The 24,460-nt window shown below is 72.9% G+C and carries 25 protein-coding genes; 15 read left to right on the forward strand and 10 right to left on the reverse strand.

Going from position 1 to position 24,460, the window contains the following annotated elements; genetic code table 11:
* The first annotated feature begins 4 nt into the window (after positions 1 to 4).
* From E5N76_RS02980 to speE, 5 genes are all read left to right on the forward strand, one after another.
* On the forward strand, positions 5 to 391 hold the full coding sequence (locus E5N76_RS02980; RefSeq protein WP_149535821.1) for a chemotaxis response regulator CheY: 387 nt from the start codon (positions 5 to 7) through the stop codon (positions 389 to 391).
* Positions 384 to 971: a protein phosphatase CheZ gene (locus E5N76_RS02985; protein ID WP_149535822.1), complete on the forward strand. Its 588-nt coding sequence runs from the start codon at positions 384 to 386 to the stop codon at positions 969 to 971. The genes E5N76_RS02980 and E5N76_RS02985 overlap by 8 nt, the downstream gene beginning before the upstream one ends.
* Positions 971 to 4,183, forward strand: coding sequence for a hypothetical protein (locus tag E5N76_RS02990; protein WP_149535823.1), 3,213 nt, complete (start codon positions 971 to 973; stop codon positions 4,181 to 4,183). The genes E5N76_RS02985 and E5N76_RS02990 overlap by 1 nt, the downstream gene beginning before the upstream one ends.
* Positions 4,184 to 4,339: 156 nt before the next feature.
* Positions 4,340 to 4,792, forward strand: a complete 453-nt coding sequence (gene speD, locus E5N76_RS02995; RefSeq protein ID WP_149535824.1) for an adenosylmethionine decarboxylase — start codon at positions 4,340 to 4,342, stop codon at positions 4,790 to 4,792.
* A gap of 75 nt (positions 4,793 to 4,867) precedes the next feature.
* Entirely contained in the window at positions 4,868 to 5,734 is an 867-nt protein-coding gene (speE, locus tag E5N76_RS03000) for a polyamine aminopropyltransferase (protein WP_149535825.1), read from the forward strand.
* A gap of 217 nt (positions 5,735 to 5,951) precedes the next feature.
* On the opposite strand, the gene E5N76_RS03005 is transcribed toward speE, so the two are convergent.
* The 4 genes from E5N76_RS03005 to E5N76_RS03020 form a co-directional block, all read right to left on the reverse strand.
* Complete coding sequence (locus tag E5N76_RS03005) at positions 5,952 to 7,343, reverse strand: hypothetical protein (RefSeq protein WP_149535826.1); 1,392 nt, start codon at positions 7,341 to 7,343, stop codon at positions 5,952 to 5,954.
* A gap of 65 nt (positions 7,344 to 7,408) precedes the next feature.
* A complete protein-coding gene (gene fliP / locus E5N76_RS03010) occupies positions 7,409 to 8,146 on the reverse strand; it encodes a flagellar type III secretion system pore protein FliP (RefSeq protein WP_149535827.1) in 738 nt (245 codons plus the stop codon).
* Positions 8,143 to 8,406 (reverse strand): flagellar biosynthetic protein FliO, encoded by a 264-nt coding sequence (locus tag E5N76_RS03015; RefSeq protein WP_149535828.1) that lies wholly within the window; start codon positions 8,404 to 8,406, stop codon positions 8,143 to 8,145. The genes fliP and E5N76_RS03015 overlap by 4 nt, the downstream gene beginning before the upstream one ends.
* Positions 8,407 to 8,467: 61 nt before the next feature.
* Positions 8,468 to 8,803: a hypothetical protein gene (locus E5N76_RS03020; RefSeq protein ID WP_149535829.1), complete on the reverse strand. Its 336-nt coding sequence runs from the start codon at positions 8,801 to 8,803 to the stop codon at positions 8,468 to 8,470.
* A gap of 118 nt (positions 8,804 to 8,921) precedes the next feature.
* Here E5N76_RS03020 and E5N76_RS03025 point away from each other — a divergent pair, with 118 nt between their 5' ends.
* The 8 genes from E5N76_RS03025 (at position 8,922) to recA (ending at position 15,420) form a co-directional block, all read left to right on the forward strand.
* Entirely contained in the window at positions 8,922 to 9,311 is a 390-nt protein-coding gene (locus E5N76_RS03025; protein WP_149535830.1) for a flagellar basal body rod protein FlgB, read from the forward strand.
* A gap of 260 nt (positions 9,312 to 9,571) precedes the next feature.
* Positions 9,572 to 9,979, forward strand: coding sequence for a flagellar basal body rod protein FlgC (flgC, locus tag E5N76_RS03030; RefSeq protein WP_149535831.1), 408 nt, complete (start codon positions 9,572 to 9,574; stop codon positions 9,977 to 9,979).
* The gene (locus tag E5N76_RS03035; RefSeq protein ID WP_149535832.1) at positions 9,979 to 10,290 is read left to right on the forward strand and encodes a flagellar hook-basal body complex protein FliE; all 312 of its coding nucleotides are present in this window, start codon (positions 9,979 to 9,981) and stop codon (positions 10,288 to 10,290) included. The genes flgC and E5N76_RS03035 overlap by 1 nt, the downstream gene beginning before the upstream one ends.
* 168 nt (positions 10,291 to 10,458) lie before the next feature.
* On the forward strand, positions 10,459 to 10,734 hold the full coding sequence (locus E5N76_RS03040; protein WP_207791846.1) for a flagellar biosynthetic protein FliQ: 276 nt from the start codon (positions 10,459 to 10,461) through the stop codon (positions 10,732 to 10,734).
* Positions 10,734 to 11,495 carry a flagellar biosynthetic protein FliR gene (locus E5N76_RS03045; protein ID WP_149535833.1) on the forward strand — a complete coding sequence of 254 codons (762 nt, stop codon included), beginning with the start codon at positions 10,734 to 10,736 and terminating at the stop codon, positions 11,493 to 11,495. The genes E5N76_RS03040 and E5N76_RS03045 overlap by 1 nt, the downstream gene beginning before the upstream one ends.
* 3 nt (positions 11,496 to 11,498) lie before the next feature.
* Complete coding sequence (locus E5N76_RS03050; RefSeq protein ID WP_149535834.1) at positions 11,499 to 12,581, forward strand: EscU/YscU/HrcU family type III secretion system export apparatus switch protein; 1,083 nt, start codon at positions 11,499 to 11,501, stop codon at positions 12,579 to 12,581.
* Positions 12,574 to 14,151: a PAS domain-containing sensor histidine kinase gene (locus E5N76_RS03055; protein WP_149535835.1), complete on the forward strand. Its 1,578-nt coding sequence runs from the start codon at positions 12,574 to 12,576 to the stop codon at positions 14,149 to 14,151. The genes E5N76_RS03050 and E5N76_RS03055 overlap by 8 nt, the downstream gene beginning before the upstream one ends.
* 225 nt (positions 14,152 to 14,376) lie before the next feature.
* The gene (gene recA / locus E5N76_RS03060; protein ID WP_149535836.1) at positions 14,377 to 15,420 is read left to right on the forward strand and encodes a recombinase RecA; all 1,044 of its coding nucleotides are present in this window, start codon (positions 14,377 to 14,379) and stop codon (positions 15,418 to 15,420) included.
* A gap of 219 nt (positions 15,421 to 15,639) precedes the next feature.
* Here the strand turns inward: recA and E5N76_RS03065 are convergent, their stop codons facing one another.
* From E5N76_RS03065 to E5N76_RS03085, 5 genes are all read right to left on the reverse strand, one after another.
* A complete protein-coding gene (locus E5N76_RS03065) occupies positions 15,640 to 16,557 on the reverse strand; it encodes a polysaccharide deacetylase family protein (RefSeq protein WP_235907552.1) in 918 nt (305 codons plus the stop codon).
* A complete protein-coding gene (locus tag E5N76_RS03070; protein WP_149535837.1) occupies positions 16,554 to 17,690 on the reverse strand; it encodes an FAD-dependent monooxygenase in 1,137 nt (378 codons plus the stop codon). Before E5N76_RS03070 ends, E5N76_RS03065 begins: the two co-directional genes overlap by 4 nt.
* 500 nt (positions 17,691 to 18,190) lie before the next feature.
* A complete protein-coding gene (gene der / locus E5N76_RS03075; protein ID WP_149535838.1) occupies positions 18,191 to 19,537 on the reverse strand; it encodes a ribosome biogenesis GTPase Der in 1,347 nt (448 codons plus the stop codon).
* Positions 19,538 to 19,750: 213 nt separating this feature from the next.
* Positions 19,751 to 21,094 (reverse strand): outer membrane protein assembly factor BamB family protein, encoded by a 1,344-nt coding sequence (locus tag E5N76_RS03080; RefSeq protein WP_149535839.1) that lies wholly within the window; start codon positions 21,092 to 21,094, stop codon positions 19,751 to 19,753.
* A 23-nt stretch (positions 21,095 to 21,117) separates the two neighbouring features.
* On the reverse strand, positions 21,118 to 21,762 hold the full coding sequence (locus tag E5N76_RS03085) for a tetratricopeptide repeat protein (protein WP_149535840.1): 645 nt from the start codon (positions 21,760 to 21,762) through the stop codon (positions 21,118 to 21,120).
* An 82-nt stretch (positions 21,763 to 21,844) separates the two neighbouring features.
* On the opposite strand from E5N76_RS03085, the gene E5N76_RS03090 reads away from it, so the two are divergent.
* A complete protein-coding gene (locus E5N76_RS03090; RefSeq protein ID WP_149535841.1) occupies positions 21,845 to 22,318 on the forward strand; it encodes a hypothetical protein in 474 nt (157 codons plus the stop codon).
* Between the two features lie 390 nt (positions 22,319 to 22,708).
* On the opposite strand, the gene E5N76_RS03095 is transcribed toward E5N76_RS03090, so the two are convergent.
* A complete protein-coding gene (locus tag E5N76_RS03095; RefSeq protein WP_149535842.1) occupies positions 22,709 to 23,461 on the reverse strand; it encodes an SDR family NAD(P)-dependent oxidoreductase in 753 nt (250 codons plus the stop codon).
* A gap of 322 nt (positions 23,462 to 23,783) precedes the next feature.
* On the opposite strand from E5N76_RS03095, the gene E5N76_RS03100 reads away from it, so the two are divergent.
* A complete protein-coding gene (locus E5N76_RS03100) occupies positions 23,784 to 24,455 on the forward strand; it encodes a tyrosine-protein phosphatase (RefSeq protein ID WP_149535843.1) in 672 nt (223 codons plus the stop codon).
* Positions 24,456 to 24,460: the final 5 nt, after the last annotated feature.

Consider the following 24,460-nt stretch of genomic DNA (forward strand, 5'->3'; position numbering starts at 1 on the left):
GCGTATGGCGATCGACAAGAACACCAACGTGCTGATCGTGGACGACTACAAGACCATGCTGCGCATCATCCGCAACCTGCTGAAGCAGCTCGACTTCAACAATGTGGAGGAGGCGACGGACGGGCAGGAGGCGCTGGCCAAGCTGCGCGCCGGCCATTTCGGCCTCATCATCAGCGACTGGAACATGCAGCCGATGACCGGCCTCGACCTGCTGAAGGAGGTCCGCGCCGACGGCAGGCTGAAGGACACGCCCTTCATCATGATCACCGCCGAGAGCAAGACGGAGAATGTGGTTGCCGCCAAGGCCGCCGGCGTCTCCAACTACATCGTGAAGCCCTTCAACGCGGAGACCCTCCGCGAGAAGATCGAGAAGGTGATGGCGCATGCCTGACGGCGACGGCACCCCGGACAAGATCGAGCAAGCGGTGCGCGCCGTGCTCGGCAGCCTCTCCGGCGACCTCACGGTCACCGAGGCCGCGCTGCTCGCCGAGCTGGAAGGGCTCGGGCGCGAGGTGGCGCGGGCCAAGTCCGAGATCGCCGCGCTGCGGGTCGAGGACATCAATCACAGCCACATCCCGACCGCGACGGATGAGCTGGACGCGGTGGTGGAGCACACCGCCGCGGCGACCAACGAAATCCTCGATTGCTGCGAGAAGCTGGAAGGGCTGCAGCCCGGCCTGTCCGGCGAGGCGGCGGATGTCGTCGGCAGCGTCGTCACCCGCATCTATGAGGCCTGCAGCTTCCAGGACATCACCGGCCAGCGCATCGGCAAGGTGGTGGCGGCGCTGAAGGCGATCGAGAAGCGGGTCGCCGCCGTCTCCGAAAGCTTCGGCCGCGGGCCTGAGCCGGCGCCGGCGGAGGAGGAGAGGGCGCCGCTCACCGAGGGGCAGAAGCTGGCCAATGGTCCGCAGCTCCCCGGCGGCGGCACCTCGCAGGAGGAGATCGACCGGCTGCTGGCGAGTTTCGACTGATGCCGCCCCGGCCGGCCGCCAGGATGGCGCGGGCCCTGGAGATGGCGGGACGGGCGGCGCTGCTCGGCGCGCTGCTGTTGCTCTGGCCGTGCCCCGCCCCGGCGCAGGACCGCGTCGCGGTGCGCGTCGGCGATCACCCGACGCATGGCAGGCTGGTCTTCGATTGGCCGGCACCGCCCGCCTTCACCGCGGAGCAGCAGGGCGAGAACCTGCTGTTGCGCTTCCCCGCAGGCGCCGCGCTGGACCTGGCCGGAGCCCGCCGCCCGCCGCGCAATATGCGGGGGGTGACGCAGGAGGAGGGGGTGGTGGTCGTCGCCCTGAAGCCCGGCGTGCGCGCCCGGGTCTTCCGCATCGGCAACCGCCTGGTGGTGGACGCGCTGAACCCGCAGGCCGCCCCGGCCGCCGAAGCGCCGCCTGGCCTCGCCGCGCCGGCTCAGGCCGCCACCCCCCAAGCCGCATCGCAGGCCATGCTGCCGCCCGCCGCGCTGTCCGGCCGTGCCGCCGCCGCACCGGCCGCGCGCGGCACCGCCGTCGAACAGGGCCTCGCCGAGGGCGTCCCGCCAGCCGCCGCATCGCCCGCCCGCGCCGCCGCCGCACGCGGTACGCAGGAACGCCCCGTGGCCAAAACGCCGCTCGCCCAGGCCGCGCCCGCTGAGCGCCCCGCCCCGCGCGACCGGGAGGGACGGCCGGAGCCAACGCCGCCCCGCGCCGCCGCCGCGCGTCCCGCCTCACCGCCGGCCGCGCCCGGCACCGCCATCGCGGCTGCCCCGGGCGCTGCCCTGCCGGCCGTCCCCGCCCCACCCGTCGCGCCGCCCCCGCCCGTCGCCGCCGCCCCTACGCCGCCGGTGCAGCAGCTTGCCGTCGCCGCCCCGGCCCAGCCCGGCCGCGCCGAGCCCACGCCACCCCCTGCTCCGCCGCCGCCGGAGGCGCTGCCGGCGCGGCTGCTCGGCCCTGCCGGGCAGGACCGGGCGTTGCTGCTCGCCTATCCCCGTGGCACCGGCGCCGCGCTGTTGCGCCGCGGCGCCCAATGGCTCGCCGTCTTCGACGACGCCACGCCGCTCAACCTGGCCGCCCTGCGCAACGACCCGAATTTCGGCGCCACCGAGGCCGAGCCGGTGCCGGGCGGCATGCTGCTGCGCCTCGCCCTGCCCGACGGCACCCTGCCGCGCGCCCGGCGGGAGGCGCTCGGTTGGGTGATCGAGGCCGTGCGCGGCGCCGATCCGCGCGACGCCGCCCAGCCCGGCCGCGGCATGGCGCTGGAGCTGGAGGGCAACCCGCCCGCCCGCATCGCCATCCTGGCCGAGCAGCCGACGCGGGTGCTGGCCATCGCCGACCCGGAAAGCGGCATGCCGCTGCTGCTCGGCCTGGTGGCCAGCCCTGGCCAGGCCATGCTGGCTGCCCGCCGCCTGCCGGAGCTGGACCTGCCGCCCACCCGCCTCGGCGCCGCCGTGCTGGCGCGGGCGGACCGCGTCACCCTGCGTGCCGGGCCGGACCGCTTCCTGCTGGCCGCCATCGGCGCCCGGCTGACGCTGGACGACATCGCCGCCCAGCCCCCCGCCGCCCCGGCCATGACCCGCAGCTTCGACTTCCCGGCGATGCTGCCCGGCCAATTGCTGGAACGGGTACGGTCGCTGCAGGCCGGCCTCGCCGCGACGCCGCCCCTCTCCCGCGCGCCGCAGCGCCGGGCGGCGGCGGAGGCGCTGCTCGCCCTCGGCCTGCCCCAGGAAGCACAATCCATGATCGGCCTGGCCATGGCGGAATCCCCCGCCGCGGCGGCCGATCCGGTGCTGCGCGTTCTCGGCGGCATCGCCGCCGCTTTGGCCGGGCGGCTGGCGGAAGCTGCACCGCTGCGCGAGGTGGCGCTGCCGGAGAGCGATGAGCTGAGCTTCTGGCGCGCCTATCTCGCCACCGCGCAGGGCGAGCCGGCCGCGGCCGCCCCCGGCTTCGCCGCCACCCTGCCGCTGCTGCTGGACTATCCTGCGCCGCTCCGCGCCCGGCTGCTGCCCCCCGTGGCGCTGGCGCTGGCCGAGGGCGGCGAGGCTGCGGCGCTGCGCAGCCTGCTGGCGGCGGCGCCGCCGGAGCTGGATCTGCGCCTCGCCCGCGGCATCCTGGCCGAGGCGCAGGGCAAGCCGGAGGAGGCGCTGGCCGCTTATGACGCGGTGGCGCAGGGCCGCGACCGGCTGGCCCGCGCTCGCGCCCTGCGCCGGGCAATCGAGCTGCGCCTCGCCACCGGGCGCATCGACGCCGCGGCGGCGGCGAAGGCGATGGAGGCCACGCTCTTCGCCTGGCGTGGCGACGCCACGGAGATCGCGGCGCGGCTGCGGCTGGCGGAGCTGCGGCGGGCCGCCGGCGATGCCCGTGGCGCCATGGCCCTGCTGAAAGAGAGCGAGCCGCTTTTCCCCGAGCAGACGGCGCAGCTCCGCGCCGGCATCGCCGACGCCTTTCTCGCCGCGCTGGAGGGCGAGCCGCCGCTTTCCGCCGTCGCGCTGTTCGACGCCTATCCGGAATTGCTGCCGGGCGGCGAGCGGGGCGAGCAGGCGGTGCTGCTGCTGGCCGAAAGGCTGGCTTCGCTGGACCTCGTGGAACGCGCCGCCTTGCTGCTGCGCCAGGCGGCGGAGCGCGCCGCCGGGCCGCAGCGCTCCTCGCTGGGCTTGCGTCTGGCGGCGCTGAAGCTGGCGGATGGCGATGGCGCCGCGGCGCTGGAGGCGCTGGCGGCGACCGAAGTGCCGAATCCTTCCACGGCCCTGGCCCAGGGAAGGGTGCTGCTGGCGGCGCGGGCGGAAGCGCGGCGCGGCCGGCTGGCGGAGGCGAAGCAGCTGCTGTTGCCGATCGGCGCCGCGGGGCTGGAAACCCTGGCCGATCTGCTGGCCGAGGCGCAGGACTGGCCGGGCGCGGCGACAGCCCTGGGCGCGCATCTCCGCGCGGTGGCGCCCGCCGGCGCCGCGCCGCTGCCGGAGCCGGAGCAGCGCGCCGTGCTGCGCCAGGCGGCGATCCTTGCCCTGGCGGGGGATGAGGCGGCGCTGGCGGCGCTGCGCACCGACCATGCCGCGCGTCTGGCGGACCCCCGCCTGGCGGCCGCCTTCCAGGCCCTGACCGGGGATCCGATGCGCGGCCTGTCCGATCTGCCGCGGCTGCAGCAGGAGCTGCAATTGTTCCGTTCGTTGCCAACCCGGCTGGAGGCATTGCGGGCCGGCGCACCGGTGGCGCGTTGAGTCCCGCGCTTCCCCCGGGGCTGGGCGGCAAAATTTTCGGCCAAGGGGGGATGTTTTCGCTTGCATGGGGGGGCGGGTTGCCCCATATGCGCGCCCCGTTGACCTGATCGATACCCGATCACCCTGGTCATCTGCTGGTGGGAACAGGAGCCCGCGATGGAAGCTCTTCTCCAACTGGGGATGGTCTCGGAGCTCCCGAGCGAAGCCCAGAACTGCGAAACCTCGGCGAGCGAGGCGAAGGACTATTTCGTGGTGCGGGACGGCGTGAAATTCGCCGGCACGCATCTCATCATCGATCTGTGGGAAGCGACCAACCTCGCCGACCCGGAGCATATCGATGCGGTGTTGCGGGAGGCGGCGATCGCCACCGGCGCCACGATCCTGCACGGGCATTTCCACCATTTCGGCCCGAACAGCGGCGTGTCCGGCGTGCTGGTGCTGGCGGAGAGCCATGTCTCCATCCACACCTGGCCGGAGCGGGACTATGCGGCGCTCGACATCTTTGTCTGTGGCGCCTGCAACCCGTACAACGCGATCCCCGTGCTGAAGAAGGGCTTCCTGCCCGGCCGGGTGCAGCTTGCCGAGAACAAGCGCGGCATGATCGCCTGAGCCTGACCGCAGCGTAGGATGGAGAGGGGCCGGATCCCTGCGGATCCGGCCCTTTCGATGTCATAGGGGGCCGCCATGGCGACCGATTCCTGGGTGAACGAGACGCTCTACGCGCAATGGGGCCAGCGCTTCCTGGTGAAGCGGGAGCTGGCGCGGGTGCAGAGCGATTTCCAGGACATCATGGTGTTCGAGAGCTTCACCCATGGGCGGGTGATGCTGCTGGACGGCGTGGTGCAGATCACCGAGGCGGATGAGTTCGTCTATCAGGAAATGCTGACCCATGTGCCGCTGCTGGCGCATGGGTCGGCTGCGCGCGTGCTTATCATCGGCGCCGGCGATGGCGGCGTGCTGCGGCGCGTGCTGCAGCATTGCAATGTCGAGAAGGCCGTCATGGTCGAGATCGATGGCGAGGTGATCCGGCTGGCGAAGGAATACCTGCCGGGCATCGCCGGGGATGCCTGGAACGACAAGCGTGCCGAGGTGATCGTCGGCGACGGCATCGACTATGTCCGCCAGGCGCCGGCGGGCAGCTTCGACGTCGTCATCGTGGACAGCACGGACCCGATCGGCGTCGGCGAGGTGCTGTTCACCGAGGAATTCTACGCCAATGCGGCGCGGCTGCTGAGTGAAAAGGGGCTCATCGTCAACCAGTGCGGCGTGCCCTTCATGCAGGCGGATGAGCTGCGCGACACCAATCTGCGCCGCGCCAAAGCCTTCCAGGACACCCACGCCTATGTGGCGGCGGTGCCGACCTATGTCGGCGGCTTCATGACGCTGGGCTGGGCGGCGAAGGACGCCGCGCTGCGGCAGGTGGGGGTGGAGGAGATCCGCGCCCGCGCCGCCGCCGCCGGGGTGCTGGGGACGACGAAATACTGGACGCCCGAGATCCATGTCGGGGCGTTCCACCTGCCGCCTTACATCGCGGCGGCGTTGGGGGGGTGAGGTTGGGGGCTTCGCCCCCAAACCATCAGCAGGGGCTCCGCCCGTTGGCGGCAGTGCCGCCAACCCCCGCCGGGGGGTGGACCACCCCCCCCCGACCACGGTGGGAGTCGGCAGGTTCAGCCGTCGGATCCAGAACTCAGACCGGGGTCCGGGGCTAGGTCCTGGCCCCGGCGGGGGCAGCGCCCGCTGCCGGGGTCCAGGGGCGGAGCCTCTGGCCTCACCCCGCCGCCAGCCGCGCCGCGCTGAACCCATCCCCGAACACCTGCCGCAGCAGCCCGGCCGCACCTCGCCGCGCCGCTTCCAGCTCCGCCCCCGCGTCCGGCTTCGCCTCCGCCTGGCGCAGCGCGGTCAGCGCCTGGTCCAATTGCCGCATCGTCTCGCTCGGGATGGCCTTGCCGGCGATATAGGTGAGCTGGCTGAGGCCGAGCAGGTACTGCACCTCCTCCGGAATCCGGAAATTGGAAAGGTCGCCGCTGCCGCCCACCACCAGCGCCAGCACGGTGATGGTGGTGAAGACCACCGCCTGCACCCTGGTCACGTCGATCTCGCCATCCGCGGCGATGACGTCGCGCCATTGCGGCAGCCTTTCCTTCATCTCCAGCACCCCGGATTGCAGCAGCCAGAGCCGGTTCGCATCCGTCAGCCCGGCATTGCTGCGGATCAGCCGGGACGCGCTGGTGCCGCCCACCGCGATGCCCAGCAGCCACAGCACATCGGTGGAGAAATTCGGGATGGCGCCGCTGGAAAGATAGGCACGGGTGCTGACGAAGCCGACCGCGAGGGTGAAGAGCAGGAGCTGCAGCCGCGCTAGGCTGCCATAGCCGCTGGCATCCTGGGTGACGAAGACCGGGTTCGCCATATGCCCCAGCGCCTTGCGCCAGCGCTGCTGCCATTCCGGCGGCGGCGCGGTCGCGTGGCTGGCCCTGGCGCGCGCCGCCCGGATGCGCCTCACCCGGTCCGCATTGCAGAACCAGGCGCCGAGCGCGACCAGCGCATAGAGCAGAACGGTCAGCGCGATCGCCGCCAGGCTGGCGAGGCGCGACGGCGCCACGGCGATCGGCACCGTGCCGTAGGCGATGAGCTTCGCGTCGCGGTCGCAGGCGGCGATGGCGATCAGCCAATGCTCCCCCCAGAAGCCGGTGCGGTTCGGCGGCACCTGCAGCCGCAGCCGCAGCTTGCCGTCGCCGGCCTCGCCGCGGCTGAGGACGCTGGCCCGGAGCCCGGCGTAATCGGCGTTCCGGCTTTCGCCGGCCGGCGCTTCCGCCCGGCGGGAGGTGCCGAGGAAGGTGGCGCCCAGCCATTCCGCCGGCGGGATCAGGGCGGCCTGGGGCGCCTCGATCTCGATCTGCACGGATTGCCCGGCGGCGGCGCCATGGGTGGAGGTGCTCGCCGCCAGCTCCACCGGCGGGCGGAAGCCCTGGCCGATGCCGCCCGGCCATTCGGCGGTGACGGCGTAAAGCTCCCGGGCGTTGCGCGGGCCGTTTTCCAGGGCGCAGCTTGCCAGGGGCCGCAACGCGGCGGCCTGCCGGGCCGGCGCGGGCGCCGGCTGCGCCAGTACCGGCAGCAGCAGCCCCCACAGCCAAGCCAGGACCCATGCGGCGCCGCGCATCTCCCGCCCCTTCCCGCGAAGGGGTCAGGCTAGGCAGCGACATTGCCGCCGTCGAATGACCTGGGTCACTGCGCGAAGCCCTGCACCAGGCTTCCCGCCACCAGCCGCCAGCCATCCACCAGTACGAAGAAGATCAGCTTGAAGGGCAGGGAGACCAGGTTGGGCGGCAGCATCATCATGCCGAGGGACATCAGCAGGCTGGCCACCACCATGTCGATGACCAGGAAGGGGAGGAAGAGCAGGAAGCCGATCTCGAAGGCGCGCTTCATCTCGCTGACCAGGAAGGCGGGCAGCAAAGCGCGCCAGGGCAATTGCTCCGGCCGCGCATCCTCCGGCACCGGGGGCAGGTGGGCGAGGTCGAGGAAGAGCGCCATGTCGCCCTCCCGCACCTGGCCGGCCATGAACTCGCGGAAGGGCTCGGTGGCGGCGGCCAGCCCTTCCATCTCGCCGATCCGGCCTTCCATCAACGGCTGGATGCCGGCCTGCCAGCTTGCCTCCAGCGCCGGCTGCATGACGAAGAGGGTGAGGAACAGCGCCAGCCCGATCAGCACCGGGTTGGGCGGCACGCCCTGGGCGCCGATGGCGCTGCGCAGCAGGGAGAGCACGATGACGATGCGGGTGAAGGCGGTGGCCATCACCAGCAGGGAGGGCGCCAGGGAGAGCAGCCCGATCAGCGCGGTGAGCTGGACGAGGCGGGAGGTGGTGCCGGCCTGGCCTGCCGCGCCGAGGTCGATGGAAAGGCTCTGCGCCGCCGCCGGCAAAGCGGTGGCCGCAAGCAGCAGGCCGAGGCCGAGCCGCCTCACGGCCCCTGCTCCGGCGGCAGCCAGCCCAGCATGCGGTCCTCCGTGCCGCCGGTCAGCAGCAGCGCATCGCGGCCGTCGCAGCGGATGAGGAGCAGGCGGCGGCGGGGGTCCAGCGCCAGGCTTTCCACCAGGGCCAGGCGCCGGCCGGGCCGCGCCGCGGCGTCCTGGCGCGCGGCCAGCGCCCGCGCCGCCAGCCAGATGAGCCCGAGCACCGCCGCCAGGGCGGCGGCGGCCTGCAGCCAGGGTCCGGTATCCAGCATCATCCCGCGGCCTCCTGCCGGCGGTTGGGGGGGGCGGCGCCCTTGGCCTGGCGCCTTTCCTTCAGCGTCCCGGGGCGGGCAGGGCGACGGCCAGCCCGTCCACCTCCGCCACCAGGGCCTGCAGCGCCGGCCGCAGGGATCGCGCTGCGTCCTGCGGCAGCACCGCGACGGCGGCGCAAAGCCTGGCGGCCTCCGCATCCAGCCCGGCGAGGTCGATATGCCGCCCCGCTTCCGTCAGGGCGCGGGCGAGCGAAACCGTGCCCTGCATGGACTGGATGGCGGCGAGCACGGGTGCAACATGGCGGTCCGCTGCGGCGTCACCCGCCGCCATGCTGCGATCCTTCGCGCTGCGGCGGTCCGAGGCGGTGGGGCGGTCCGGTCCGGGGCTATGGGTCATGCGGCATATTCTGCCGGGGCGGGGTTAAACGATCCTTGCGGCGGCCTGGCTTTGCCCCTGTGGCCGGGACGGCGTGGCATTTACGCTTCCTTCGTTCTCCTGGCCGCATATCCCGGGCATGGACCCGTCGCGGACCCCGACCATCGCCCTCGCCGAAAGGCGGCTTGCCTGGCTGGATACCAGGCAGGGCGTGCTGGCGCAGAACGTCGCCAATGCCGATACGCCGAATTACCGGCCGAGCGACATCCGCCCTTTCGCCGAGCTGCTGCGCGGCGGCGGCGGCATGACCCTGGCCCGCACCGATGGCCAGCACATGCCGAGCCGCCGCGGCAACCCGGATGCCAGGCGGGACCGGCAGGCGGTGGAACGCGCGCCGAACGGCAATGCCGTCTCGCTGGACCGGGAGGCCCTGCGGGTGGCGGATACCGACACCGCCCATGCCCTCGCCAGCAACCTCTATCGCCGCTGGATGGGCATGTTCCGCACCGCGCTCGGCCGCCAGCAATGAGGCGGCAGACGGTCAGGCTGCCGGCGGTGACGGGGGCGGGCAATGACAAGGCGAACAATGATAGGGCGAACAATGATGGGGCGAACAATGACGGGGCGGACGGCAACGCTGCCGGCAGCCCCCTCGACAGTCCCGACGCCGGCGACGCCAGCAGCGGCGGCGCCCGCGATGACGACGCCAGCCGCGATGGCGCCGGCCGTGACGCGGCGCCGGGGAGAGCCTGCCAGTCGGCCCGCCGCAGACAGCCAAGGACCTACGCCATGGATCTCGACCAGGCTCTCCGCATCTCCGCCGCCGGCATGCAGGCGCAATCCCTGCGCCTCAGGGTGGTGGCGGAGAACATCGCCAACCGCGACAGCACCGGCCAGTCGCCGGGCGCCGATCCCTATCGCCGCAAGACCGTCACCTTCGCCAACCGGGTGGACCGCGCGGCGGGGGTGGAGCTGGTGCGGGTGGACCGCGTCGGCACCGACCCCAGCGGCTTCCGCCAGGATTACGAGCCGGGCCACCCCGCCGCCGATGCCGAAGGCTATGTGAAGCGGCCGAATATCGACAGCCTGGTGGAGGTGATGGATATGCGCGAGGCCCAGCGCAGCTACAGCGCCAACCTCTCGGTGCTGGAAACCACGCGCGGCATGCTGACCCGCACCATCGAGGCGCTGCGCTGATGCCCGGGCCGGTCGCGCCCGGTTCCGTCGCTCCGGCCCAGGTCGCCGCCGCCTACCGCGCCGCTGCCAGCCCGGCGGAGGCCGGCGCGGCGGCGGAAGGCTTCGGCGCCGCGCTGCAGCGGGCGGTGCAGGATGCCGTGGATGTCGGCCACAGCGCCGATGCCGTCACCACCCAATCCCTGATGGGCCAGGGCAGCGTCACGGATGTGGTGCTCGCCGTCTCCCGCGCCGAGCTGACCCTGCAGACCGCCGTCGCGGTGCGGGACCGCGTCGTCTCCGCCTATCAGGAGGTGATGCGCATGCCGATTTAGGTCCCCACGACGTTGCTGCGCAACGCCGTGGGGGCCCCGGAGTCGCTGCATTCCCGAAGCCTCGCGCAGCCTGAAGCGGCAAAGCCGCTTCAGGGCAACGGGCGGGGGATGGAGCGCGCAGCGTGCAGCAGGCCGGTCGCCGTGCCGGCCCCCGCAGGAGGCGGGAGCATGATCGAGAATCCCACGGCCCTCGCGGTGCGGGAGGCCATCTGGATGGCGCTGCAATTGGCCGGGCCGCCGCTGCTGGCCATGCTGGCGGTCGGCCTGCTCGTCTCCATCCTCCAGGCCCTGACCCAGGTGCAGGAGGCGACGCTGGCCTTCCTGCCGAAGCTCGTCGCGCTCGGCGTCATCCTGCTGCTGCTCGGCCCCGGCATGGTCGGCGCCATGCGCGCCTATGCCGCCGGGCTGTTCGACCGCATCGTCGCCATCGGCGGCCTGCCCTGATGGCGGAGGCGCTGCCGACCCTCGCCTTCCACGCCGTGCTGCTGCTCTGCCGGCTCGGCGGCGCTGTCATGCTGCTGCCCGGCCTGGGGGAGCAGGAGGTGCCGATGGCGATCCGCCTCGCTTTGCTGCTGGCGCTGGTCGCCCTGCTCATCGCGCCGCTCGCCCCCGCGCTGCCCGCCCTGCCGGCGGCGCTCGGCGACCTCGCCCGGCTGCTCTGCGGCGAGATCGCGATCGGCCTCTGGTTCGGCTTCCTCGCCCGGCTGCTCAGCCTCGCCATGGCCCAGGCCGGGCAGGTGGTGGCGCTAATGACCGGCCTCAGCAGCCCTTTGCAGACCGACCCCGCCTTCGGCGCCCACAGCACCGCGCCGGGCCGCCTCTTCTCCCTGATGGCGGCGCTGCTGGTCCTCTCCACCGGCCTTTACGCCCTGCCGCTGCAGGGCCTCGTCCGCAGCTACGCCCTGCTGCCGCCCGGCGACCCGCTGCCGCTCGGCGGCACGGCGGAGCTGCTGGCCCAGGCGGTGGCGGAAAGCCTCGGCATCGCGCTGCGCCTGGCGGCGCCCTTGGTGCTGGCCGGCATCACCGCCAATTTCGCCCTCGCCTTGCTGGCCCGCGTCGCGCCGCAGGTGCAGGTGTACAACCTCGCCGCCCCGGCGCAGATCCTGGCCGGGCTGCTGCTGCTGCTGCTGGTCCTGCCGCCGCTGCTCGATGTCTGGCTGGAGGCCAGCCGGCAGGGCTTCCTCACCCTCGGCGCCGGCCGCTGAGCCATGGCGGAGGGCGACGACAAGGAGGCCGAGGACCGGACAGAAGCCCCATCGCAAAAGCGGCTGGAGAAGGCGCGGGAACAGGGCCAGGTCCCGCTCTCCCGCGAGGCGGTGGGCTTCGCCACCCTGCTGGCGGCGACCATCGCCTGTTTCCTCACCTTGCCGCCGCTCGGCCTGGGCTGGCTGCGGAGCATGCGCCGCCTCTTCGAGGCCGCCGAGCCGGCCCTGGCGACGCCGCTGGCGACGCCGCTGGTGGCGGCGCTGCTGCGGGCCTCCGCGCTGCTGCTGCTGCCGGTGCTCGGCCTGGTGGGGCTGGCCGCCATCCTGGCCAGCCTGGCCCAGACCGGCCCCGGCCTGCACCCGGAGAAGCTGGCCCCGGACCTCAGCCGGCTCAGCCCGCTCGCCGCGCTGCGCCGTCTGTTCGGCGCGGAGGGGCTGATCGAGCTGGGGCGCACGCTGGTAAAGCTCGTCCTGCTCGGCACCGCGCTGTGGCAGGCGGTGGAGCCGGAGCGGCTGCAGGCCATGCTGCACCTGCCGGTCGCCGCCCTGCTGCAGGAATCCGGCCATGCCATGCTGCGGCTGCTGGTCGCCATGCTGCTGGCCTTCGGCGTGCTCGCCGTGCTGGATCTGCTGCTGGTCCGCTGGCGCTTTCTGCAGCAGATGCGGATGAGCCGCGAGGATATCCGGGAGGAGCACAAGGAATCCGAAGGCGACCCGCATATAAGGGCGCGGCAGCGGCAGATCCGCGAGACCAGGGCGCGGCGGCGCATGCTGGCGCAGGTGCCGAAGGCGACGGTTGTCATCACCAACCCCACCCACTACGCCGTGGCGCTGCTCTATGAGCAGGGCCAGGCGGCGGCGCCGCGGCTGGTGGCCAAGGGGGCGGATGAGCTGGCGGCGCGCATCCGCGCCGTGGCGGAGGAGCATGGCGTGCCGATCGTGTCCAACCCGCCTTTGGCGCGGGCCCTGTTCCGGCTGGAGCCGGATACCGAGGTGCCGGCCGAGCATTGGCAGGCGGTGGCCGAGATCATCGCCTATGTCTGGCGGCTGCAGGGCCGCCAGGCCGGGGGGGCGGCGCATGGCTGAGCGACGGCCGGGCTGGTTGGCCCGCCGCGGCGGCGCGCCCGGCGAGGAGTTCCAGGCGCTCTTCGCCGCCCTGCCGGAGGGGCTGGCGCTGCTGGATGCGGCGGGGCTGGTGCAGGTGGCGAATCCGGCGCTCGGCCGCATGGCCGGGCCGGCCCTGCCGCTGCGCCCCGGCCTGCCCGCCGCCCTGCTGCTGCGGGAGGAGGCGCGGCCCAGTTTCGCCGCCCTGCTCTCCCGCGCCCTGGCCGGCGAGACGCCGCCGCCGCTCGCCGCCGCCCCGGCCGACCCGCTGGCGGCGGCCGATACAAGCTGGGAGCTGGCCGCCGAGCCCTGGAGGGGCGGGGGGGGCGCGGCGGGCGGGGCGCTGCTGCTGCGCGTCACCGACCGCACCGCCGCGCTGCGGGCGGAAGCCCGCCTGGCCACCGCCGGGCGGTTCGAGACGGTGGGCAAGCTGGCCGGCGGCATCGCGCATGATTTCAACAACCTGCTCGCCATCATCCTGGGCAGCGCGGCGGCGCTGCGGGAGGCGGGGCTGACCGCGGCGCAGGCGGAGGATCTCGGCGCGCTCGAGGATGCGGCGCGGCGCGGCGCCGGGCTGGTGGCGCAATTGCTCGCCTTCGCCCAGCAGCAGCCGGTGGCACCGCTGGTGCTGGACCTCAACGCCGCCCTGCGCGGCATGGCGCCGCTGCTGCGCCGGCTGCTGGGCGGGCGGATCGCGCTGGAGCTGGCGCTGGAGGAGCCGGGGCGGCGGGTCAGGATCGACCCCGGGCAGCTCGACCAGCTCGTGCTGAACCTCGTCGCCAATGCCTGCCAGGCCATGGCGGAAGGCGGGCGCCTCAGGCTGGCCACCGGCCATGCCGTGGTGCTGCGGCCGGAGGGGGAGGGGCCGGGCGGCCTGCCCCCTGGCCGCTACGCGGTGCTGGAAGTGGCTGATAGCGGCGCCGGCATTCCGCCGGAAATTCTGCCGCGGCTCTTCGAGCCCTTCTTCACCACCCGACCGGAGAAGGGCGGCACCGGGCTTGGCCTCGCCACGGTGCAGGGCATCGTCGCCCAGGCGGGCGGGCAGATCACCGTCGCCAGCCGGGTGGGGGAGGGGACCAGCTTCCGTATCCACCTGCCGCGGCAGGAGGCGCCGGCGGAGCTGCCGGTGGGGCAGGAGGGGGCGGCCCCGCCGGAAGCAGCCCCGGTGCAAGCAGCGCCCGGCCCGGTGCTGCTGGTGGATGACGAGGCCCCCCTGGCCCGGCTGGGCGAGGCCTTGCTGCGGCGCGCCGGCTACCAGGTGGTGGTGGCGGACAGTGCCGAATCGGCGCTGGAAGCGGTGGAGAAAGGGCTGGCGCCGGCGGCGCTGGTCAGCGATGTGGCCATGCCGGGCGAGGATGGGCTGGCCCTGGCGCGGCGATTGCGGCAGCGTTGGCCGGGCCTGCCGGTGCTGCTGCTTTCCGGCTATGCCGAGTCGCTGGTCGGCACCCCCCCGGCGGCGGAGGGGTTCCGCTTCCTCGCCAAGCCCTTCGCCCCAGCGGCGCTGCGGCAATTGTTGGCGGAGATGCTGCCGGGCGTGGCGCAGAGCGGGTGAAATCCCGGGGTTTCCACGGATGTTTGCTAAATGTTCTTGTCCAGCGCGGGGCTTCCGGGCATACTCCGCCTGGTGCAGCGCGAGGCTGCGAAATCGGTTGCGATCCTGTTCCAATGGGACGCCTTCGGGTGGTAGGATTCCGGCGACACAACCTGGGCTTTTGCGGGGCCTGGTCGGGGTCGCGCCTTGGTGGGGCAATGGCGCGCAACAGCGGGGATAGCCAAAATGGATAAGGGAAAGGCGCTCGACGCCGCGCTCAGCCAGATCGAGCGAGCCTTCGGCAAGGGCTCCATCATGAAGATGGGCGCCCGCCAGGCGCAGGACGGCGAGATCGAGGTGGTCTCGACCGGCTCCCTCGGCCTCGACATCGCGCTCGGCATCGGCGGCCTGCCGAAGGGCCGCATCATCGAGATCTACGGCCCGGAAAGCTCGGGCAAGACCACCCTGGCGCTGCACGCGATCGCCGAGGCGCAGAAGAAGGGCGGCACCTGCGCCTTTATCGACGCCGAGCATGCGCTCGACCCCGGCTATGCCAAGAAGCTCGGCGTCGATGTCGACAACCTGCTGATCAGCCAGCCGGATGCCGGCGAGCAGGCGCTCGAGATCTGCGACACGCTGGTGCGCTCCGGCGCCATCGACGTGCTGGTGGTGGACAGCGTCGCGGCGCTGGTGCCGCGGGCGGAGCTGGAAGGCGAGATGGGCGACAGCCATGTCGGCCTGCATGCCCGCCTGATGTCCCAGGCGCTGCGCAAGCTGACCGGCACCGTCTCCCGCTCCAACTGCCTGCTGATCTTCCTGAACCAGATCCGCCTGAAGATCGGCGTGATGTTCGGCAACCCGGAGACGACGACGGGCGGCAATGCGCTGAAATTCTACGCCAGCGTCCGCATGGAGATCCGCCGCATCGGCGCCATCAAGGACCGCGAGAGCGTGGTGGGCAACCAGACCCGGGTGAAGGTGGTGAAGAACAAGATGGCGCCGCCGTTCCGCGTCGTCGATTTCGACATCATGTATGGCGAGGGCATCTCGAAGCTCGGCGAGCTGATCGATTTGGGCGTGAAGGCCGGCATCGTGGAGAAATCCGGCGCCTGGTTCAGCGCCGAAGGCCAGCGGATCGGCCAGGGGCGGGAGAACGCGAAGCAATTCCTGCGGGACAACCCTGCGGTGGGCGCCGCCATCGAGCAGAAGGTGCGGGCCCAGGCGGGCGTGGTCGCCAATGCCATGCTGGTGGGGGGCGAGGAGAGCGAGGACGCCGCGGCGGCGGAGTGACGTGTTTCTGGGGAAGGCTCTGCCTTCCCGTTGAACGCAGTGCGTTCAACCCCATCCGCAAAGGGCCGAAGGGCCCTTTGAACCCTTGAGTTCTCCGCTTCGACCGTCGACTCTGAAATTCATGGTTTCCAAAGGCCCTTCGGCCTTTGGCGGGTGGAGTTTGAGGAGGGGTCGCGGCACTGCCGCGACGCCCTCCTCAAGACAACCCTTCAGCAGGCGCTACACCGGCCAGTGCCGCGCCCGCCAATGCTGCGCGATGTCGATCCCCCGGCAGAACCAGACCCTGTCGTGGGACCGCATGTATTCCAGCAACCTCGCGAGCCCGAGCAGCCGCCCCGGCCGCCCGATCAGCCGGTCATGCAGCCCGATGGAGAGCAGCTTCGGCGCGCCCCGCTGGCCTTCGGCGTAGAGCACGTCGAAGGTATCCCGCATGTATTCGAAGAAGTGCGACGCGGTGGAGAAGCCGCTGTTCTCGTTGAAGCGGTTGTCGTTCGCCTCATAGGAGTAGGGGATGACGAGATGCGGCCCGCTTGGCATGTCCAGCCAATAGGGCAGTTCGTCGGCCAGGCTGTCGCGGTCGTAGAGGAAGCCGCCTTCCTCGGCGAGCAGCCGGCGGGTGTTGGGGCCCGGCCGGCCGGTCATCCAGCCCAGGGGGCGGGCGCCGGTCAGCTTCGTCAGGCCCTCGACCGCCAGCCGCAGATGCTCGCGCTCCACCGCTTCCGGCACCTGGCAGTAATCGATCCAGCGATAGCCATGGCTCACTACCTCATGCCCGCGTTCGACGAAGGCGCGGGCCAGCGCCGGATTCTGCTCCAGCGCGCGGACCACGCCGAGGACGCTGACCTTGAGGCCGTGCCGGTCGAACAGCTCCAGCAGCCGCCACGCGCCGCGGCGGCTGCCGTATTCGAACACCGATTCCACCAGCGGTACGCGGACGCCGCGATACTCCGGCACGCCGATATCGTTCAGCATGGCTTCGGAAACGGCATCGCCATTGGCCAGGGTGGATTCGCCCCCGCCCTCGACATTCAGGTTGAAATTCACCGCGATATACGCCCCGCCCGGCCAGTCCGGATCGGGCGAGGTCTCGCCATAGCCGACCAGGTCGCGCTGCCGCATCGGGTCGGGGCGGATCATGCGGCGAGTCCTTCGATCAGGGCGGTACAGGCGTCGTAGCCGAAGAACCAGTCGAGCTCCTCCTCCGGCCCGCGCATCCAGGTGTTGGCGAGGGAAATACGCTGCACCTCCGCCACGCGCGGGATACGGGTGGCTTCATAGGCGGTGAAGGCGGCCGCATGTCCCGGCGCGGCGGCGAGGCAGCGGGCCAGCACCGCCGCATCCTCGATGGCCGAGGCGCCGCCGGCGGCCATGTAGGGGCGCACCGGGTGGCAGGCATCGCCCAGCAGCACGGCGCGGCCTTCATGCCAGCGGTCGTCGCGCGGCCGGTCGAGGATGGGCCAGACCATGCAGCTCTCGGCCCCTTCCGCGATACGGCGCAGATCGGGGGCGGCGGCCGCGAAGCTGGCCAGGAATTCGGCGCGGGGCAGGGGGCGGGAGAGGTCGGTGCCGTCCCATTCCTCGCCCGGCACGCTGGCCATGACATAGACCTCGTCCCGCGCGCCGGTCATGAAATAGGTCAGCGCGTGGCGGTCCGGGCCCCACCACTTGGTGCAGTCGTCCATGGCGAGGCCGTGGAGATTGGCGGTGGGGAAGATGGCGCGCTGCGCCATCCGGCCGGTGAAGCGTGGCGGCGCCTCGCCGAAGAGCAGGGCGCGCAGGCGGGAATGGATGCCGTCGGCGCCAACCACCAGATCGGCCTCCGCCCGGCTGCCATCGGCGAAGTCCAGCCGCAGCGTCTCGCCGCGCTGGTTCACGCCGAGCAGACCCTGGCCGAGGCGGAGCGTGCCGGGGACGAGGGCGGAGAGCAGGATCTCGTGCAGGTCGGCGCGGTGGATGTTGAGGAAGGGGGCGCCGAACCGCGCCTCGCTGGCGGCGTCCAGCGCCAGGTCGTAGGTCAGGGCGCCGGTGATCCAGTCCCGGCTGCGGAAGGCGGCGGGGCGGATGCCGGTGGCGAGCAGCGCCGGTTCCAGCCCCAGGCGCCGCAGCACCTTCACCGCATTGCCGCTGAGTACGATGCCGGCGCCGATGCGGGCGAAGGCGGGCGCCTGCTCATGCAGAGTGACGGGGAAGCCCTGGCGCTGCAGCAGGGCGGCGAGGGTGATGCCGCCGAGGCCGGCGCCGATGACGGCGATGCGGGGCTCAGGCGGCATGGGGGGGCGGGGCGGGGTGATGTTGCACCGCGGGAGGATGGCGGGGGCGTTTCGCGGGCGTCAAGGTGGGGCACCCCTGCGCCCGGGGAAGGTGAGGCCACCCCCACCCCGGCCCTCCCCCGCCAGCGGGGGAGGGAGCGGCCTGCCTCCGCGGCGCACGGGAACGCAGCTTGCCCCCTCCCCCGCGCTGCGGGGAGGGTTGGGGCGGGGGTGCGCCCGCCTTGCGGCCCGTGGGAGTGCAGCTTCCCCCCTCCCCCGCGCTGCGGGGGAGGGTTGGGGCGGGGGTGCGCCCGCCTTGCGGCCCGTGGGAGTGCAGCTTGCCCCTCCCCCGCACTGCGGGGGGAGGGTTGGGGCGGGGGTGCGCCCGCCTTGCAGCCCGTGGGAGTGCAGCTTGCCCCTCCCCCGCACTGCGGGGGAGGGTTGGGGTGAGGGTGCGCCCCGCCTCCGCGGCCATGGGAGCGCAGCCTGTCTCCCCCTCGGCGCCGCCGAGAGAGGTCGCGCTACCCCTCCGCCTCCGCATAGGGGTTGCTCGTCCCCCGCGCCTGCAGCCGCACCGGCACGCCGGGCATGTCGAAGGCCTCGCGGAAGCCGTTCACCAGGTACCGGCGGTAATCCTCCGGCAGGTCCTCCGCCCGCGTGCCGAACACCACCAGGGTCGGCGGCCGCGCCTTCGGCATGGTGGCGTAGCGCAGCTTGATCCGGCGCCCATCCACCAGGGGCGGGGCGTGGCGAGACAGCATCGCCTCGAACCAGCGATTCAGCTCCCCGGTCGGGATGCGGCGGTTCCACAGCGCGTAGGCCGCACGCACCGCGGGCATCAGCTTCTCCACCCCCCGCCCGGTCTGGGCGGAGAGCGGCACCACGGCGATGCCCTTCAACTGGGCGAGGCTCGCCGTCAGCACATCCTCCAGCCGTTTCCGCGCCGCGGCGCGGTCCTCCACCGCATCCCATTTGTTCAGCGCGATCACCACGGCGCGGCCCTCGCGCTCCGCCAGCCGGGCGAGGCGCAGCTCCTGCTCCTCCATGCCCAGCAGCGCGTCCAGCACCAGCACCGCCACCTCGCATTCCTTCAGCGCGGCGATGGAGGCGGCGGCCGACATCTTTTCCAGCGCCTGCTCGATGCGGGCCTTCTTGCGCAGACCGGCGGTATCGACCAGCCGCACCTTCCCGCCGGTGCTGTCGATCCATTCCACGGCGACCGAATCGCGCGTCAGCCCCGGCTCCGGCCCGGTGATCATCCGCTCCTCGCCCAGCAAGGCGTTCAGCAGGGTGGATTTGCCGGCATTGGGGCGGCCGATGATGGCGAGGCGGAGCGGCCGGTCCGGGCCGGCTTCCTCCTCCTCCGGGGCCTCCTCCGGCAGGATCTCGCGCACCGCATCATGCAGCCCGCCCATGCCGTCGCCATGCTCGGCGGAGACCGGGATGGGGTCGCCGAGGCCCAGCTCATAGGCCTCCAGCGCCGCCTGGCCGCCGAGGCGCCCTTCCGTCTTGTTGGCGACCAGCAGCACCGGCACCGCCTGGCGGCGCAGCCAGGTGGCGAAGGCGCGGTCCCCTGGCGTCAGCCCGCTGCGGGCATCGACGACGAACAGCACCAGATCGGCCTCCCGCACGGCGGCCTCGGAGCTGGCGCGCATGCGGCCCTGGATGGTCTCGGGCGGCGCCTCCTCCAGCCCGGCCGTGTCCAGCAGCCGGACCTTGCGGCCGCCGATGCGGGTCTCGCCTTCCTTGCGGTCGCGGGTGACGCCCGGCGTGTCGTCGACGATCGCGATCTTCCGGCCCACCAGCCGGTTGAACAGCGAGGATTTGCCGACATTGGGCCGGCCGAGGATGGCGATGGTGGGGAGCATGGGCACTATGTAGGGCGGCGGAGGCGGCTTGTCGCCTCGCGCGTGCGGAGGCTGCCATCCCGAAAGCGGTGTCCCCCTGCCGGAGTCGCAAGGTCAACCCGCCGATTCCACGACTCACACCGGGGTCCGGGGGGCGGTCCACCCCCCGGCGGAGGTGCAGGAGGCAGTGCCGCCTGCTGGGGCCCGGGGGCGAAGCCCCCGATCCCGCCGCCGCTACCCCCCAGGCCGCATCGCCACCAGATTGCCGTCCTCGGTCAGCAGGTACAGCGTCTCCCCCGCCACCGCCCCGGCCTGCAGGCAGGCCGCGCCCAGGCGGCTACGGTTGACCAGCTCGCCATTCACCGGGTTCACCTCCACCATCTGGCCCAGGGTGTTGGTGACCAGCAGCCGCCCCCCGGCCAGCAGCGGCGGGCCCCAGGTGATCGGGTCGCGCCGCCTTTCCTCATCCTCGTACCGCCCGAGCGGCCGGAGCCAGCGCACCCGCCCGTCATCCCGGCCGAAGCAGACCAGGTCGCCATCGGTGCTCATCAGGAACAGCGCGTCCCCCGCCGCCCAGGGGGTCTCGGCCGAGGCCACGTCCCGTTCCCAGATCCGCCGGCCGGAGCGGAGATCGATGGCGATGGTGATGCCGCCAAGCCCGGTGGCGAAGACCCGGTTGCGGTCGATCACCGGCATCGCGGTGATGGCGGCGATATCCGCCAGCCCGCCGCCACGGGCGGAGGCCAGGGTCTCGCTCCAGGCGGTGCGGCCATCCCCGGCCCGGATCGCCGCCAGCTCGCCGGAGCCGAAGCCGGCCACCACGATCTCGCCCAGCACCGCCGGCGCCGGCAGGCCGAGCGCCATGGTGACGGTGGGCTGCGCCCGGTAGGTCCAGAGCCGGTCGCCATTCTCGACCGAGAGGGCGAGGAGCTGGTTCTCCGTCGTCGGCACATAGATGCGGTTATTGGCGATGGTGGGCGCGCCGCGCGCCGGGGCGGGCAGGGAGACGCGCCAGCGCGGCTTGCCGTCCTCCGGGTTCAGCGCCAGCAGCTCTGCCAGGCCGGTCGCGACGTAGAGCGTGCCGCCGGCGAAGCCGAGGCCGGCGCCGAGCGCCCCGTCGCTGTCCTGGTCGGGTCTCGTATCGAAGGACCAGCGGCGGCGGCCGGTGGCGGCATCCAGCGCCGTCACCTCGCCATAGGCGTCGGAGGCGTAGACGACCCCCTCCGCCACCACGGGCGGGGAGATGAGCCGGCGGCGATAGGCGGTGCCGCTGCCGATCGAGCTGCTCCAGGCCTGCCGCAGCCCGGCGCCGAGGGCCGGGTGGCCCGGGGCATGGCTGATGCTGCCGCCTGCCTGGGGCCATTCCGCCACCGGCTCCGGCGCCGGCAGGCTGATCGGCTGCGCCTCGCCCTCATCCACGCCGAGCGGGCGTTCGGCCGCCAGCACCGGCCGGCGTTCCCCGGGCAGGGGGCGTTTCCGCTCGCCGAAGATGCTGTCGAAGGAATCGGTGATGGTCTCGCAGCCGGCGAGCAGGCCGGCGCTGCCGAGCAGCGCCGCCCTTCGGGTGATGCCCCGCATTCGTCCCCCTTGGCTCCCCTGCATCAGCCGCCCAGCCCCGCCAGCAGCCTGCCGGCGCGGTCCCGCACCCCCTGGGGGGCCAGCGGGTCGGCGGCCAGGGCCGCCAGGCGCTGCCTCGCCTGCTCCGTCTCCCCCCGCTGCAGCGCCGCCAGCGCCAGCACCTCGGCGGCCGAGGCGCGCCAGGGGCCGTTGGCCAGCGGCGCCAGCCGGGATTCGATGGCGGCGGCATCGCCGCCATCCAGCGCATGCAGCCCCCAGAGCAGGGTGGCGAGCTCGCGATAGAGCGGATCGGCGCCGGCGTCATTCGCCACCCGGTCCCAGGTGGCCAGGGCCGCGTCGCGCTCCCCGGCCTCCGCCTGCAGCGCGGCGGCGCGCAGCAGGGCGAGCACCCGGTAGCCTTCCGGCGCCTCGGCCGCGAGGCTGGCGAAGCGTTCCGCCACCGCTTTGCGGTCGGCCTCGGCCGGCACGGTCGCCTCGCTGGCGGCGAGGTAGGCGGCGCCGGCCCTGGCGGCCTCCCTGGCCTGCCACCAGCGCCAGCCCTGCCAGGCGCCGGCGGCGAGGACGACCAGCACGGCCAGCCCCGCCAGCACCCCGCCATAGCGGGCGAACAGGCGGCGGGCGCGCTCGGCGCGCAGGTCTTCTTCCACCTCGTCGAAGATATCGGCCACGCGGCGCAGCTTTCTCCCAGGGCGCGCCGTGCATAGCAGCCGATTGGCAGGGCGTTAAGCCCGGGCGGGCTTTACTGCCGGCATGCACCCCTGGCCTCTCCTCCTGCTCCTGCTGTTGCCGGCCTGCGAGGCGGCGGTGCCGCTGACGGCGAGCCTCGGCGTCGCCCATGTCGCCGCCGTCACCACGATCGGGCGGACCCTGCCGGATGCGACGGTTTCCCTGGTCAGCGGGCGGGATTGTTCCTCGGTACGGCTGGAGCGTGGCGAATCCTACTGCCGGACGGAGGATCCGCCGCCGGAGCCGCCGCCCTATTGCACCCGCTCGCTCGGCCGGGTGGATTGCTGGCGCAGCCCGCCCCTGGCCTTCCCGCGCCAGGCCGGGGTGGCGGATGGCCGCGCCAGTCTGACGGCGCTGCAGGAGGCCCATCGCATGAGGCGCTGGGGCGATCTGTTCTGGGATCATCCGGACCCGCCCGAACCCCCGCGCCTTGTCGTTCCGGCCGTTCCGGTGCTGATCCAGGGCCTGGAGCCGATCGCCGCCCCGCCGGGGCCCTGACCACGCCTTCTTCGGGATCGAGACGGGGATGGATGTAAGGGCGAAGGGAAGATCGGGGGATTTGCCCGCTGGCGGCGGTGCCGTGAGCCCCAGCCGGGCCGGCCGCTGGCCGGACCCGCGGATGCGGGTTGGAGCCGCAGCTAGACCACCGGCCTCACGCTGCTGCGACGGCGCCGCCAGTCAGAGGAAGAGCCCATGATCCGGCTAGAGCGGTTTCACGCTGACTGTGCAGCGCGAAACCGCTCTAGCTTATGGATGGTAGAGCAGATTCACGCCTCCGGGCGATGCCGCCCTCCGGCGATCTGCTCTAGCCCTGCCAACCCATGGCAGGTTGCGCCAGGCGCGGGCAGGAAGCGGCCCCGCCGCCCAGCGGTCCCCTGCGGAACGCCATCAGCAGGCCAGGTAGCCGCCGTCCACATGCAACTCGGTGCCCGTCATGTAGCTGGATTCGTCCGAGGCGAGGAACAGGATGGCATAGGCCACCTCATCCACCTCCCCGGACCGGCCGAGCGGCACATGGTCGAGCATCTTGGCACGGAACACCGGGTCCGCCGTCGCGCCGCTGGTGCGCATGGGCGGCATCAGCCCGGGATGGACGCTGTTGCAGCGGATGCCTGCCGCCCCTTCCTGCGTCGCCACGGATTTCGTCAGCAGCCGCACCGCGGCCTTGGAGGCGTTGTAGGCGCAATGGATCCGCTCCTGCCCCACCACGCCGGAGATGGAGGAGAGGTTGACGATGCTGCCCCCGCCGCCCTTCCGCATGGCCGCGACCGCGTATTTGGTGCCGAGGAACACGCCCCGCCCGTTCACCGCCATGATCCGGTCCCAAAGCCCGGTATCGTAGAGGTCGTTGGTGGCGCTGCCGCTGATGCCGGCATTGTTCACCAGCACATCCAGCCTGCCCCAGCGCTGCACCGCCTCGGCAACCGTGGCCTCCCACTGGCCTTCCTCGGTCACGTCCAGCTTGCGGAACAGGGCAGTGCCGCCGGCGGCGGTGATGGAAGCGACGACGGCGGCGCCCTCCACCTCCAGCATGTCGGCGACCAGGACCTTGGCGCCTTCCCGGGCGAAGAGCCGGGCGGTGGCAGCCCCCATGCCGGAAGCGGCCCCGGAGATGATGGCGACCTTGTCGGCGAGACGCATGGCGTTTCCTTCCCCTCTTATGATTGTTGGGCGGTAGCCTCGCGCGGTCGGGGCGTGGGGGCAAGACGTTCATGGGCGCCTTTTGGGGGCTCTGCCCCCAAGCCCCCGCCGGGGCCAGGACCTGGCCCCGGACCCCGGTCCGAGTTTTGGACCCGGCGTTTGAACCCGCAGACTCACACCGAGGTCCGGGGAAGGGGTCGCCGGCACTGCCGGCAGCCACCGGCGGGGGACAGGGGGCAGCGCCCCTGCCGGGGGCCGGGGAGGGGAGCCCACCCCACCTCGCCTCTGGCGTTCCGCCCCGCCGCACCCCATACCCCGGCGCATGACCGCCCCTTCCGCCCTCGGCCAGCCTGCCCCCGGCCACCGCGCCTGGCTGAACAGCCTGTTCGTGGACCACGCCCTGCTCCGCCTCGGCTGGCGTAACTGGGGGGTGGTGGAAAGCGGCCGGCTCTACCGCTGCAACCACCCGCTGCCCTGGCAGCTCCGCGCCGCCGCCCGCCGCTTCGGGCTGCGCAGCGTCATCAACCTGCGCGGCCACCGCGCCGATTGCGGCTCGGACCAGCTCGGCCGGGCGGCGGCGGCGGCGCTCGGCCTAGTGCATGTGGATGCGCCCTTCGAAAGCCGCGGCGCCCCGCACAAGGACCGCATCCTGCGCCTGGCCGAGATCTTCCGCACCCTGCCGGAGCCGGTGCTGATCCATTGCAAATCCGGCGCCGACCGCACCGGCCTCGCCGCCGGGCTGTGGCTGCTGCTGCAGGGCCGGCCGGTGGCGGAGGCGGCGGCGCAGCTCAGCCTGCGCTTCGGCCATGTGCGGCAGAGCCGGACCGGCATCCTCGATGCCTTCTTCGCCGCCTATGCCGAAGCCCAGGCGGCAACCGGCAAGCCCTTCGTCGACTGGCTGCGGGAGGATTACGAGGAGGCGGCGCTGCGCCAGGGCTTCCAGTCCCGCCCCTGGGCGGACCGGCTGGTGGACGGCATCCTGCGGCGGGAATAGCAGCC

It is taken from the genome of Siccirubricoccus phaeus (assembly GCF_008360935.1).
Classification (GTDB): domain Bacteria; phylum Pseudomonadota; class Alphaproteobacteria; order Acetobacterales; family Acetobacteraceae; genus Siccirubricoccus; species Siccirubricoccus phaeus.